The organism is Paraburkholderia sp. 40 (assembly GCF_050434105.1).
Classification (GTDB): domain Bacteria; phylum Pseudomonadota; class Gammaproteobacteria; order Burkholderiales; family Burkholderiaceae; genus Paraburkholderia; species Paraburkholderia tuberum.
This window is the reverse complement of the sequence record NZ_JBNPVY010000003.1, coordinates 677,015-690,124: the sequence shown is the minus strand read 5'-3', so window position 1 is coordinate 690,124 and position 13,110 is coordinate 677,015. Positions and strand designations below refer to the sequence as shown.

Annotated in this window: 15 protein-coding genes; 11 read left to right on the top strand and 4 right to left on the bottom strand. The window is 62.1% G+C overall.

Features of this window, described 5'->3' with window-relative positions:
• Positions 1-29: 29 nt before the first annotated feature.
• The 4 genes from OKW28_RS18605 to OKW28_RS18590 are packed head-to-tail and all read right to left on the bottom strand — an operon-like array spanning position 30 to position 3,264.
• The gene (locus OKW28_RS18605) at positions 30-1,103 is read right to left on the bottom strand and encodes an Ldh family oxidoreductase (RefSeq protein WP_429447897.1); all 1,074 of its coding nucleotides are present in this window, start codon (positions 1,101-1,103) and stop codon (positions 30-32) included.
• Between the two features lie 8 nt (positions 1,104-1,111).
• Positions 1,112-1,804: a GntR family transcriptional regulator gene (locus tag OKW28_RS18600; protein WP_429447895.1), complete on the bottom strand. Its 693-nt coding sequence runs from the start codon at positions 1,802-1,804 to the stop codon at positions 1,112-1,114.
• Between the two features lie 10 nt (positions 1,805-1,814).
• Entirely contained in the window at positions 1,815-2,969 is a 1,155-nt protein-coding gene (locus OKW28_RS18595) for a UxaA family hydrolase (protein WP_429447893.1), read from the bottom strand.
• A gap of 4 nt (positions 2,970-2,973) precedes the next feature.
• Complete coding sequence (locus OKW28_RS18590) at positions 2,974-3,264, bottom strand: UxaA family hydrolase (RefSeq protein ID WP_429447891.1); 291 nt, start codon at positions 3,262-3,264, stop codon at positions 2,974-2,976.
• 202 nt (positions 3,265-3,466) lie between these two features.
• Here OKW28_RS18590 and OKW28_RS18585 point away from each other — a divergent pair, with 202 nt between their 5' ends.
• From OKW28_RS18585 to OKW28_RS18535, 11 genes are all read left to right on the top strand, one after another.
• Positions 3,467-3,922, top strand: coding sequence for a hypothetical protein (locus tag OKW28_RS18585; RefSeq protein WP_429447888.1), 456 nt, complete (start codon positions 3,467-3,469; stop codon positions 3,920-3,922).
• A 74-nt stretch (positions 3,923-3,996) separates the two neighbouring features.
• Positions 3,997-4,287: a hypothetical protein gene (locus OKW28_RS18580; RefSeq protein WP_429447887.1), complete on the top strand. Its 291-nt coding sequence runs from the start codon at positions 3,997-3,999 to the stop codon at positions 4,285-4,287.
• A 41-nt stretch (positions 4,288-4,328) separates the two neighbouring features.
• Positions 4,329-5,300: a zinc-binding dehydrogenase gene (locus OKW28_RS18575; protein WP_429447885.1), complete on the top strand. Its 972-nt coding sequence runs from the start codon at positions 4,329-4,331 to the stop codon at positions 5,298-5,300.
• 39 nt (positions 5,301-5,339) lie between these two features.
• Positions 5,340-6,134 carry a TauD/TfdA dioxygenase family protein gene (locus tag OKW28_RS18570; protein WP_429447883.1) on the top strand — a complete coding sequence of 265 codons (795 nt, stop codon included), beginning with the start codon at positions 5,340-5,342 and terminating at the stop codon, positions 6,132-6,134.
• 66 nt (positions 6,135-6,200) lie between these two features.
• Entirely contained in the window at positions 6,201-7,382 is a 1,182-nt protein-coding gene (locus OKW28_RS18565; RefSeq protein ID WP_429447881.1) for a porin, read from the top strand.
• A 177-nt stretch (positions 7,383-7,559) separates the two neighbouring features.
• The gene (locus tag OKW28_RS18560) at positions 7,560-8,705 is read left to right on the top strand and encodes a Re/Si-specific NAD(P)(+) transhydrogenase subunit alpha (protein ID WP_429447879.1); all 1,146 of its coding nucleotides are present in this window, start codon (positions 7,560-7,562) and stop codon (positions 8,703-8,705) included.
• A gap of 13 nt (positions 8,706-8,718) precedes the next feature.
• Positions 8,719-9,054, top strand: coding sequence for an NAD(P) transhydrogenase subunit alpha (locus tag OKW28_RS18555; protein WP_429447876.1), 336 nt, complete (start codon positions 8,719-8,721; stop codon positions 9,052-9,054).
• Positions 9,055-10,506 carry an NAD(P)(+) transhydrogenase (Re/Si-specific) subunit beta gene (locus tag OKW28_RS18550; RefSeq protein ID WP_429447874.1) on the top strand — a complete coding sequence of 484 codons (1,452 nt, stop codon included), beginning with the start codon at positions 9,055-9,057 and terminating at the stop codon, positions 10,504-10,506. It begins immediately after the preceding gene.
• Between the two features lie 38 nt (positions 10,507-10,544).
• Complete coding sequence (locus OKW28_RS18545) at positions 10,545-11,219, top strand: histidine phosphatase family protein (protein ID WP_429447871.1); 675 nt, start codon at positions 10,545-10,547, stop codon at positions 11,217-11,219.
• Between the two features lie 17 nt (positions 11,220-11,236).
• Positions 11,237-12,271, top strand: coding sequence for a phosphotransferase family protein (locus tag OKW28_RS18540; protein WP_429447869.1), 1,035 nt, complete (start codon positions 11,237-11,239; stop codon positions 12,269-12,271).
• 56 nt (positions 12,272-12,327) lie between these two features.
• Positions 12,328-13,092, top strand: coding sequence for an SDR family oxidoreductase (locus OKW28_RS18535; RefSeq protein ID WP_429447867.1), 765 nt, complete (start codon positions 12,328-12,330; stop codon positions 13,090-13,092).
• The last annotated feature ends 18 nt before the right edge of the window (positions 13,093-13,110 follow it).

Here is a 13,110-nt window from a genome sequence, read left to right as displayed (position 1 = left end):
GAGAGTGCCCGGGCCGCTTACGTCGCGATTCATTGATCCCGACGGGTGTCAGTAGGTTGTGTCGTTGATGCCGGGAAGCTGATGCCGAACTGCTCACCCAGCGCGCGAAGCTCCTGCGCGATCTCGGGGGGCAGCATGACGCCGCGCTGCCGGCGCTCGCGTTCCATTGCGTCGCCACGGTGGCCAGGCAGCCTCGCGTCGTCGCCGCCCGAGTTCAGGTAGGTCCCGGTCCATTGCGACATGTATTCGTCAAAGACTCCCTGCGTGGCAAATGCGCCGGGTTTCACCATCCAGAGGAAGCCACCCTGTCGTCCTGCGGCGCCCGCCTTCTGAACATCGTCTCTTGCGGTGCCGAGCGAATCTGCGGTGGCGGTCAGTGCACCAGCGAGGCATTCCACCATCATCGCAATGCCGATTCCCTTGTGTCCGCCCATCGGTAGCAGCGAGCCACCTAGCGCGCGATCCGCGTCGGTTGTTAGCGTACCTGAGGCGTCCAGCGCCCAGCCTTCGGGGATCGGCTTACCTTCGCGTGCGGCGAGCAGAATATGGCCGCGCGCGGCGACGCTGCATGCGATGTCGAAAACGAGGGGAGCCTGGCCAGGTACAGGACAACCGAAGGCAATCGGGTTGTGGCCGATGGCTGCGTGCCGGAATCCTTCCATCGCGAGGATCGGCGGCGTACGTTGGCCGATCATGCTGAATGCACCCGCCTCGGCGCCAAGCAGAGCGTGAATTCCGAGCGCTCCCAGGTGGCCGCTCGATTGCACCGCGATCAGCACCGATGCGCTGGTGGCGAGGGCCTCGAGCCCCAGTCGTACCGCGTAGGGGCCGGCGAGTTGTCCCATCGCGCCGTCCGCATCGAGGACGATCCCGCCTGGGAACGACCGGTGGCGCAGGTTTGGGCGCGGGTTGAAGTCGCCCGCTCGCAGACGCTCGGTATAGGAGGCCACGCGCGTCATGCCGTGCGTCTTGTACCCTCGCAGTTCGCTGCGCACCAGGATCGCGGCGGCTTCGGCCGCCTGTTCAGCTGGCATGCTGCAGGCTTCGAAGATCCGCGCGGTCCAGTCCTCGAGTGCCTGACAATTCCATTGGTTATTCGTCATCGCTTTTCCTAACTCATGACCACAAGACGTTCGGAGAACGGCCCGCAATAGACGCACTGGTAATAAAGGGGCTGGTCGCGCAACGTGTACCCCCGCAACTCCATGATGAAGCCGGGCGCGTCCGTGCTCGACTCAAGCTCGCGAGCGGCCGCGGCGGGAAGCGCGGCGAATCGGATCCACTGGTCGACTCGCAGCGTGGGCAGCGAGAGCCGCTGGCCGAGCAGTTCACGCAGGTTCTTCCCGAGCGAAACGCGATCGAGGTCGCCCAACTGCGCGAAGTGGTCCTCCCGCAACCAGAACTCGCTGTAGAGATCAACGCGCCCGCCGACGCTGATGGTGCGCTCGATGCGTACGAAATCCTCGCCACCGAGAAACGCTGACCATGGTCCGCTGCGCCTCATCCGCTTGACGGAGCGCGCATGAACGTAGGACGCCAGCTCCTTGTTCTCTGCGTCGCGAAAGCGCAGGTAGCGCACGTCAGCGGGCGCTACCTGGGTGCCCGAGACGAACGTTCCCCGGCCTTGCTCGCGGGTAATCAGTCCAGAATGCACCAGCCGGGCAAGCGCCTTCTGAATGGTGCCTACGCTTACCCCGTGACTCGCCGCGAGTTCTCCCTCGGAGGGCAACTTGTCCCCCGCGCGGAGCGACCCGGATTCGATGTGACGGATGATCGCGTCGGCCACGCTGGCAAGCTTGGTCACTTCGGTATCCTCAAATGCTGCGTTCGAACCGGCTGATCGCAATCTCCCGGACGTTGAGCACCTCGCTCGTGAGTTGCGTGCCGGAGGCGACGTCAATTGCGTATTCGAAGAGCTGATCGCCGAGCGCAGAGATTTTCATGCCGGCTTCGAGAATCCCGCTGACATCGAAATCAATGTTGTCAGCCATCGTGCGAACCGTATTCAGGTTGCCGCAGACCTTGACTGTCGGCGCGATGGTATTGCCGATCGGATTGCCGACGCCGGTGCCAAAGAAGATCAGCTGGCAACCGCTGGCGGCCATCGCGGTCAGGTTTTCGACGGCAGCAGCCGGCGCGTCCATAAAGTGCAGGCCCTTGCGCTTTGGCGCTTCGCCATAGCCGAGGACGCCGACCAGCGGGCTTGATCCGGCCTTGGCCATCGCGCCGAGCGCTTTTTCTTCGACCGTCGTCAGGCCGCCGCGCTTATTGTCAGGCGACGGTTGTGCGTCGCGCAGGTCAACGCCGCGGCTGATCGCGACATTCTCCATGTTGCGCACGGCGTCCACGAAGGCCCTTCTGACCGAATCGTCGGCGGCGCGGGCGGCAAACAGGTGGTCCGCGCCGATGAATTCCGATGTTTCGGAAATGATGACCGTGGCGCCCGCTTCGATCAGATGATCGGCCATGCGGCCGATAGTCGGATTGCAGCTAAGCCCCGAGGTTGTGTCCGACCCGCCGCATTCCACGCCAATGATCAGTTCAGAAACCGGGCACGATTCCCGTCTGGCCCTGGATGCGCCCAGCGCGAGCCGCGCGGCGCGCCGGGTACCGTCGGCGATGCAGTTGATGGTGCCATCGGGTTGCAGGTGGACCGCTTCGACCGGCTTGCCGGTGGACCTGATGCGGCGCGCCACTTCCTCGGTCGACGATGGTTCCAGTCCAACCAGCAGCACGGCTGCGATATTGGGGTTGCGCCCGAGGCCAGCCAGTGATTCGAAGGTGAAATCGAGGTCGGCGCCGAACTGTCCACGCACGAAAAGCGTGGTTATAGGAATGCATCCGTTCACTGCCTGGGCAATTGCCCGCGTGGCGGGGTTGCAGTTGTCCATGACCGAAATCACCGCCACCCAGTTGCGTACGCCGACGGTGCCGTTTTCACGCCGGTAGCCAAGAAAAGTTTGCATCATCTGCTTACCCCTTATTCAGATCGCCGCGGCCGCGGGCGGATTCGATGTTGTGAACGTGGGTGTGCTCACCCATCTTGAGCGCACGGCTGGCCTTGCCGATGACCTGGCCGTACTTGAGCACGTTTGCGCCTTGCGGGGTGTCGAGGACACAGACCTTGTGACCGAACGGCACATCCTGGAGCAGCGTGACATGGCCGGACGCATCTCCCTGTAGGGTGCAGGTTTCTCCGGCGCGTCCGGAGTCGATCAGCGTAGCCACATTGTCGGACCGGTTAAGCACGATGGCGCGAGACATGATCAAAGTCCTATATAGAAGTGTGATTTAAATGTAGCGAGCGCGCGGCGCACAGTCAAGGATAATTCGCCTAGGTACTTGCACTAGCCGGCCGCATCGGAAATAACACCTATATAGAAGTTCTTGACGATGACGCGGAGGGGCGCCTATATTCGATAGCAATGACGGTGCAGTTCTGCCGGAACCTACAGGAGACGCAGACATGAAGGTGGCTTCACACCTCGAGAAGATCCGGAGTCTGGAGGGGCTGCGTGCCCGGCTCGAACCGCTGGATGACTTCGAGCTCTGGTTCTGGGCGGGCATGACAGCCGGGACGCACGCGGTGAATGCTGCACTTCACCATGCAGCGGTGACGCGTGACGACGATGCGTTTCCGATGCAGCCTGGCGTCTATCTGGTTGCGCAACCGGACCGCTCGCTCAAGCCTGCTTTTCATCCGCTGGGAGACGTGCTGCACGTTGGCCGCCCGAGGGTGGAGGCGGCGGTGCCCGAAGATGTCGCGGCGATGATGCACCAGATGGAGATCATCGAAGGGCATCGCGACCCGTGCGTGCGAGACGGCGTCGCGCCCACCGTGGCGATCGTGGACGAATGCGATGCTGCGCTGGGCGAGTGTCTTCGGCTGCTGAACAAGCGAATGGACGAAGGCGCCGCATGAATACCGAGGACCACATTGCAGCGGCAGCGCGCATCGAGCGATCGCTCGAGAAGTGCCTTCCCCAGGACTGCGAGATGAAGATTGAAGGGGCGATGCTGGCCGGCACACATTGGCTGAATGCTGCGCTGCATCGCATGGGCGTGACGCGGCCAGCGACTGACGTCATGCATACCTACCTTCTGACGATCAACGAATATCGACGGCTGTGCGTCGCGGACGGCGAGATGCTCCGCGCGCTGTCGGAGATCGAAGATTTGCGTGCGCCGTTCGTGCGCGGCAACTGGCCGGGCGCGCAGGCGGCAGCGGACCGTGCGCTCGCGCTGCTAGCGGTCATTCACACAAGGGTGATGGCGGGCGCCGGCTGATCAACATCAGAAGCGCCCCGTATTCAACGGAGGAGACAACAGTGAAAGCAGTACGCGTAGTACCGACGCCAAACGGCGGCAAGATCGAGATCCAGGACATTCCCGTTCCGCAGGTTGGCGCCGGACAGGTGCTGGTCAAAGTGCGGGCGGCAGGCCTGAATCGTGGCGAGATCAACCAGGCTCGCGAGCTTCGCACGGGCAACGTCATTACTACGGGCGTGGAATTCGCCGGAGAAGTGGCCCAGATTGGCGACGGCGTGAGCGGCTGGCGCAAAGGAGACCGGGTGATGGGTCATGGCCGCAGTTGTCAGGCGGAATACGTGCTCTCCGACCCGCGCGCGCTGATGCCCATTCCGCAGAACCTGTCGTGGATCGATGCGGCAGCATTCGCGAATGTTTTCGTCACGGCGCATGATGCGGTCGTGACCAACGGTCAACTACGCAAAGGCGAGTCCATCCTGATCAATGGCGCATCGGGCGGCGTAGCGATGGCCGCGATCCAGATCGCGTCGGTGCTCGGAGCGAAGCCCGTGATCGCAATGTCGCGCTCGGCTGCCAAGCTCGACAAGCTCGCCCGGTTCGGCGTCGACGTGTGTATCGATTCGTCGCGCGAGTCGCAGGTCGACGCAGTAATGACCGCGACCGACAAGCGCGGCGTCGACGTGATCATCGACACGGTGGGTGGGCCTGTCTTCGAAGCAAATATGGAATGCCTTGCGGTCCAAGGGCGTCTCGTCCATATCGCGCGGCTCGGGTCCGCCACCGCCCAGATCGATCTGACGAAGCTGTGGCTCAAGCGTCTGAAGCTGATTGGCGTCACGTTCCGCACCCGTACCGAGGAGGAACGGCTCGAATGCATCCAGGCGTGCGCGCGCGACTTGCTGCCGTTTCTCGAGGCGGGACGCATAGGATTGCCGATCGACCGGACATTTTCCATTGACGCGATCGCAGAAGCACACGCCTACATGCAACGCGATCAGCACGTCGGCAAGATCGTGCTGACGGTGGCATGAGAATCTCAGACGCACAGTATCGATAAACAGGAGACTGCAATGAGCATCCAAATTACTCCGCTGACCGGCTCGGTTGGAGCGCGGGTCGAAGGCATCAATCTGAACGAATCCGTCAACCGCGATACGTTCGACGTCCTGCATCGGGCATTTCTCGAGCACGGTGTCCTCGTGTTCCGCGGGCAAAATCTGCAGCCGGCGGCGCACGTCGAATTCGCGAGGCTTTGGGGCAACCCTGCCCAGAGCAATCCGTTGGATCCGGCCGTGCCGGGCTACCCGGGCCTGATCCAGGTCACCAAAATTCCGAAAGAGACCGCGTCGACGGAAGCCTGGCATTCGGATTCGATCTATACCGCCGTTCCGCCGAAAATCTCGATTCTTTCCGCGGTTGTGGTGCCGCATGGCGGCGACACGATGTGGTGCAACCAGTACGTGTCGTACGACCGCCTGTCGCCGACCATGCAGCGCATGCTCGAGGGTCTGCGTGCACGCTTCACGGGGCTGCGTCTTGCACGCATGAGAGGGATCGACAAAATTCCCACTGCCGTTCATCCGATCGTGCGCACCCATCCGGAAACGCACCGTAAGGCCCTATACGTCGGCCACCCCGAGACCGCCCAGCAGATCGAGGGCATGACGGTCGCCGAGAGCCGGCCGCTGCTCGACTTCCTGTACGACCATTCGACGAGCGCCGACAACGTCTACCGCCACATGTGGCAGGCGGGCGACGTGGTGATGTGGGACAACCGTTGCACGATGCACTATGCCGTGCATGACTATGGCGAGGCAGAGCGCGTATTGAACCGGATCACGCTCGAAGGAGAAGTGCCCGTCTGACGCGCAGCGTGTCAGTCGATAGCGGGTAGGGCGTCGCGGCGATACGCTGCTGACGGTGTCTGTTTATTGATTCGTTATACGAATCAATTGTGGAAGAAAAGCATATTGGCGGAAAGTGGAGACCAGATGAAAAAGACCAGGATCGCAATGACGGCGGTGGCCGCGATCGCATCGGCGCCTGCGTTTGCGCAAAGTTCCGTCACGCTGTACGGGATCGTGGACACGGGCATCGAGTATTTCACGCATGCCACGCCGACGGGCGGCTCCGTTGCGCGAATGCCCGTGATCGGTGGAGGCGACGTGCCGTCGCGCTGGGGAATGCGAGGCACGGAGGACCTGGGCGGTGGACTGAAAACGGTCTTCACGCTGGAAAGCGGGTTTTCGGCGTCGAACGGCGGGCTCCAGCAGGGCGGACGCCTGTTCGGCAGGCAGGCTTATGTCGGGTTGAGCGGGCCTTGGGGGCAGCTCACGTTTGGCCGGCAGTACAGCATGACGAACTGGGGTATGGTGGAATCGAACATCATCGGCTCGGGGGGATTCGGCGGCCTGGCGTCGTTCGATCCTTTTCTGCTTGCTGCCCGCTTCGATAACGACGTGGTGTACATGGGCACGTTTTCCGGCGTGACGGTCGGAGCGAGCTACTCGTTCGGCCGCGATTCGAGTGCAACGGCAAATTGCCCGGGCCAGTCGGGTAACGACTTCCTTGCCTGTCGAGCGGTCACGGGGATGCTCAAGTATGAAGGTAATACCTGGGGCGTGGCCGCCACCTATGACGAACAGCGCGGCGGTGCAGGCGCGACGCCCGTCACCGTGGTCCCGGGTGCGCCGGGTATTGCCTTCACTAAATCCGGCGATACCGACCGGCGTTACCAGCTGGCCGCGCACATCGACATCAAGTCGGTGCGGCTAGGCACGGGATGGCTGCACAGGGTGATCGAGGGCGACGTACGGTCGGCCAAACTCGATATCGGCTACCTCGGCGCATCGGTGCCCTACGGCGCATGGATCTTCGATGCGCAGGTGGCGCATATCCATAACGGCGACTTCGACGCCAACGGCACGATGGGCACGTTGCGGGCGAACTACAACCTCAGTAAACGCACCGCGCTTTACGGTGTATTCGCTTACATGAAGAACAGCGGTAAACAGGGCATCTATTCGGTGTCAGCCTCCAGCGCAGTGCCGGCGGCTCCGCATCCCGGGTCGAATCAGCTGGGCGGCGAGATCGGCATTCGTCATCTTTTCTGATCGAAGGATCGGCGCGGCCATGTCGCGCAGCGGGAACGCATGCAGCGGACGGTGACGGGTCGCGTTTCGACAACCATCGCGGATACGGGCGAGTGACAGTCGCGAACGCGGCGGCTGTCTGGTTCGTTCACCCATTCAAAACAGTATCGCGCAGACATGCGCAATGTGAGGTTGCAAATGGAGATTGGAATACCCGCGGAGCCGAAAGGCCGCCAGGCACTGGTCGCGGCGACGCCCGAGACGGTCAAGACGCTCGTCGCCCACGGGCACGGGGTGACTGTCGAGACGGGAGCCGGCGAATCTGCTCATTACACCGACGACGCGTACCGTATTGCTGGCGCACGGATTGGAGATGCGGCAGCGGCATTCGGCGCGCAGATCGTCCTGAAGGTTGCGTCACCGACTGCCGACGAGTTACCGCTGATGATGCGCGGTGCGGTGCTCGCAGGCATGCTCGATCCCTTCAACACCGAGAATGCGCAGCGCCTTGCAGCTGCGGGCGTGACCGCGTTCGCGCTGGAAGCCGCGCCGCGCACCACGCGCGCACAAAGTCTCGACGTGCTGTCGTCGCAGGCCAACATCGCGGGCTACAAGGCAGTGCTGATCGCGGCGCATCACTATCCCCGGTTTATGCCGATGCTGATGACGGCGGCGGGCACCGTGAAGGCGGCACGCGTGCTGATTCTCGGCGCGGGCGTCGCGGGTCTGCAGGCGATCGCGACCGCCAAGCGCCTGGGCGCCGTGATCGAGGCATCCGACGTTCGCCCCGCGGTCAAGGAGCAGATCGAGTCGCTCGGCGCGAAGTTTCTCAACGTCGCTTACGAGACCGACGAAGAGCGCGAAGCTGCGCAGGGCGTCGGCGGCTATGCGCGGCCGATGCCCGCGAGCTGGCTGCAACGCCAGGCGGCGCTTGTCCACGAGCGCGCGAAGCAGGCGGACGTGATCATCACGACCGCGCTGATTCCGGGCCGTGCCGCGCCGACGCTGATATCCGCCGAGACGGTGCAGGCGATGAAGGCAGGCTCGGTGATCGTCGATCTCGCAGCGGGACGTGGTTCCGTCGTGAACGGCCACCGTGGCGGCAATTGTCCGCTCACGGAGCCGGACAAGGTCATCGTGACGGAGAACGGCGTGCAGATCGTCGGCCACACGAATCTCGCATCGATGGTGCCGTCTGACGCATCGGCGCTCTATGCACGCAACCTGCTCGACTTCCTGAAGCTGATCATCACGAAGGAAGGCGCGCTCAATATCGATCTCGCGGACGACATCGTCGCGGCCACGCTGCTGGCACGCGACGGTGAAGTTACGCGCAAGGCTTAAGAGGAGACGGGTGATGGAAGTCATCAACCACACCGTGATCAATCTGATCATTTTCGTGCTGGCGATCTACGTCGGCTACCACGTTGTCTGGAACGTAACGCCGGCGCTGCATACGCCGCTAATGGCCGTGACAAACGCCATTTCGGCGATCGTGATTGTCGGCGCGATGCTGGCGGCGGGGCTGACTGTCGGCACCACGGGCAAGTCGTTCGGCACGGTCGCTGTCGCGCTGGCCGCCGTCAACGTGTTCGGCGGCTTTCTCGTCACGAGGCGAATGCTGGAAATGTTCAGGAAGAAGGAGCCGAAGAAGAAGGTCGGCCATGGCATCGCTGTTAAGGAGGGTGTGTAAATGAGTACGAACGTCGTTACGCTCCTGTATCTCATCGCGTCGGTGTGCTTCATCCAGGCGCTCAAAGGGCTGTCGAATCCGAAGAGCGCGCGCGCCGGTAACGTGTTCGGCATGGTCGGCATGGCCATCGCGATTTTCACGACCATCGCGCTGATCGCCAAACAGGCGGCGGCGCTGGGTTCGAACCTGACGCTCGGTCTGTCGCTCGTGTCCGTCGCGCTGATTGTCGGCGGCGCCATCGGTGCGTTCGTCGCGGCGCGCGTCGAGATGACCAAGATGCCCGAACTGGTTGCGGCGATGCACTCGCTGATCGGTCTCGCCGCCGTGTGTATCGCGTATGCGGTCGTGTCGGAACCGGCTGCGTTCGGGCTCGGCGCTGAAGAGGGTCTGCCCGGCTTCCTGCCTTACGGCAATCGCATTGAGCTATTTATCGGCACGTTCGTCGGCGCCATCACGTTCTCCGGTTCGGTGATCGCATTCGGCAAGCTGTCGGGCAAGTACAAGTTCCGGCTCTTCCAGGGCGCGCCGGTCGTCTATGCAGGCCAGCATCTGATCAATCTGGTGCTCGCGCTCGCAATGATCGGCTTCGGCATTCTCTTCTTCGTCACGCAGGCGTGGCTGCCGTTCATCGTCATGACGAGCATCGCGTTCGTGCTCGGCGTGCTGATCATCATTCCGATCGGCGGCGCGGACATGCCGGTGGTGGTGTCGATGCTGAACTCGTACTCCGGCTGGGCGGCGGCGGGCATCGGCTTCTCGCTGAACAACGCGATGCTGATCATTGCCGGGTCGCTGGTCGGGTCGTCGGGCGCGATCCTGTCGTACATCATGTGCCGCGCGATGAACCGTTCATTCTTCAACGTGATCCTCGGCGGCTTCGGCAACGAGCCGGGTGCGGCTGCGGCAGGTGGGCCGGCGGAGCAACGTCCGGTGAAATCGGGTTCGGCCGATGACGCGTCGTTCATGCTCGGCAACGCGGAAACCGTGGTGATCGTGCCGGGTTATGGGCTGGCGGTGGCGCGAGCGCAGCACGCGCTGAAGGAACTGACCGACAAGCTGGTCGAGAAGGGCATCGAGGTGAAGTATGCGATTCACCCGGTGGCCGGCCGCATGCCGGGTCACATGAACGTGCTACTGGCGGAAGCCGAAGTGCCCTACGACATGGTGTTCGAGATGGAGGACATCAACGGCGAGTTCGGCCAGGTCGACGTGGTGCTGGTGCTCGGCGCGAACGACGTGGTGAATCCGGCCGCGAAGAACGATCCGAAGTCGCCGATCGCCGGCATGCCGATCATCGAGGCGTACAAGGCGCGCACCGTGATCGTCAACAAGCGCTCGATGGCGGCGGGCTACGCCGGGCTCGACAACGATCTGTTCTACATGGACAAGACGATGATGGTGTTCGGCGATGCGAAGAAGGTCATCGAGGACATGGTGAAGGCAGCGGCGTAAGACCGCGCGGTCACCGCAGAATTCAGACGAGAGGATGTATGGCGGAACTCTATCTGGTCCGGCATGGGCAGGCATCGTTTGGCAGTGGCAACTATGACCTGCTTTCCGAGGTCGGCGAGCGCCAGGCCGTGTGGCTCGGCGAATATTTCTCGCAACAGGACGCGGTCTTCGATCGCGTGATCACCGGCACGATGCGTCGGCACAGACAGACGCTCGACGCGATCATTCAGGGCCTCGGCTACGCCGTGACGCATATCGAGCAGCATGCTGGATTGGACGAGTACGACTTTCATGCACTGTTCGAAGCACTGGGCCCGGAGCACGCGGCGCTGAAGGCCTTGCGGCATGGGTCGAAAAGCGACTTCTTCAAGGGACTGCGGCAGGTGCTTCAACTGTGGTCGGAAGACGGCATCGACGGAGCCATTCCCGAGGCATGGGCGAGCTTTCAGCGTCGCGTGTCGGAGGCAAGGCGCGCTATTCAGGACGGTCCGGGAAAGCGCGTGCTGGTTGTGACCTCGGGCGGCGTGATGGCCGTCATGGCGCAGCAGGTGTTGAGAACGCCGGCCGAGACGGCCATCGCGCTGAACATGCAGATTCGCAACAGCAGCTTTTGCCGTTTCTTCTTTAACGAACGTGCATGGCAGCTTGGCAGCTTCAATAGCGATCCGCATCTCGATCGCGTCGACCGTCGACGCTATCAGACATACGCGTAACGAAAGGAGACGATTGAATGACAACTACGGATACCACTGATATCGATATCGGCGCACTCGCTCCGTATCTCGAGCGATCGATTCGGGGTTTCAGCGGTCCTGCGTCCGCGCACAAATTCACGGGCGGCCAATCGAACCCGACTTTCCTGCTGAAGGCCGCAAGTGGCAACTACGTATTGCGTAGACAACCGTCCGGACCGCTGCTGAAATCGGCCCACGCGGTGGATCGCGAGTTTCGTGTACTGGACGCGCTTGCAAAGACGGATGTACCCGTGGCTCGCGCGTATCACCTGTGCGAAGACAAGGATGTGATCGGCACGATGTTCTATGTGATGAGCTTCGAAGAGGGGCGCATTTTCTGGAATCCCGCGTTGCCTGAGATTGCTCGGGAACGGCGGGGTGACTATTACGACGCGATCGTTCGCGCGTTGGCGACGCTTCACGATGTGGATATCGACGTCGTGGGTCTGTCCGATTACGGCCGCGCGGGCAATTACTTCGAGCGACAGATCGCTCTCTGGACACGGCAGTATCGTGCCGCCGAGACAGAGCACATAGACGCGATGGAGACCCTGATCAAATGGTTGCCTGTCCATTGCCCCGTGCAACAGGTTGCGCCTTCCCTCGTGCACGGCGATTTCCGCATCGACAATCTCATCTTTGATCCGCACGAATGCCGTATCAAGGCATTGCTCGACTGGGAACTGTCGACGCTGGGTCACCCGCTTGCGGATCTTGCCTATTTTTGCATGTGCCTGCGGCTGCCTGCGAATGGCCCCATCGTGGGGCTTCAGGGCGAAGACAGGGCCGCGCTGGGTTTGCCGAACGAAAAGGAAATCGTTGCCCGATATTGTGAACTGCGCGGCATCCCGGCGATTTACGGCTGGTCCTTCTATCTCGCGATGAGTTTCTTCCGGCTGGCCGCCATCGTGCAAGGGGTCAAAAAACGTGCGATGGACGGCAATGCGTCACACGCAAACGCGCAAGAGGTCGGGGCGATGGCGGAAACGCTGGCACGCATGGCGGTAGATGTCCTCGAGGAACAAGGCTGATCCGTCAGATCAATGACGAACCGGCGGACCTATTCATTTAAAGAGTAACCATCAACATGAGCACTAACCTCTTCAATCTGACCGGCAAGGTCGCACTCGTCACCGGTGCAAGTAGGGGAATCGGTGAAGAGATTGCCAGCTTGCTTGCTCAACAGGGCGCGCATGTCATTGTGACGAGCCGGAAGCTGGAAGACTGCGAAGCCGTATGCAGGCGCATTCGCGAAGGCGGTGGGAGTGCGGAGGCACTCGCATGCCACGTCGGGCGCATGGAGGACATCGCAAAGGCCTTCGAGCACATCCGCGCAGTCCACAAGCGGCTGGACATTCTGGTCAACAACGCGGCGGCGAATCCCTATTTTGGCCACATCCTCGACACTGACCTCGCGGCGTTCGACAAGACCGTCGAGGTCAATATTCGCGGCTACTTCTTCATGTCGGTAGAAGCCGGACGGATGATGCGGGAGCAGGGTGGCGGTGCGATTGTCAACACTGCGTCGATCAACGCATTGCAGCCGGGGGACATGCAGGGCATCTATTCGGTCAGCAAGGCGGCCGTCGTCAACATGACGAAGGCCTTTGCGAAAGAATGCGGACCTTACGGAATACGCGTGAATGCGCTCCTTCCAGGTTTGACCAGAACGAAGTTCGCGGGGGCACTGTTCGAAACGAAATCGATTTACGACGAATGGATGGGGCGCATTCCTTTGCGTCGCCATGCCGAACCGCGCGAAATGGCGGGTACCGTACTCTACCTCGTGTCCGACGCCGCGAGTTACACGAACGGTGAATGCATCGTCGTCGACGGTGGATTGACCCTCTGACGTCAGCAACAACGGAGA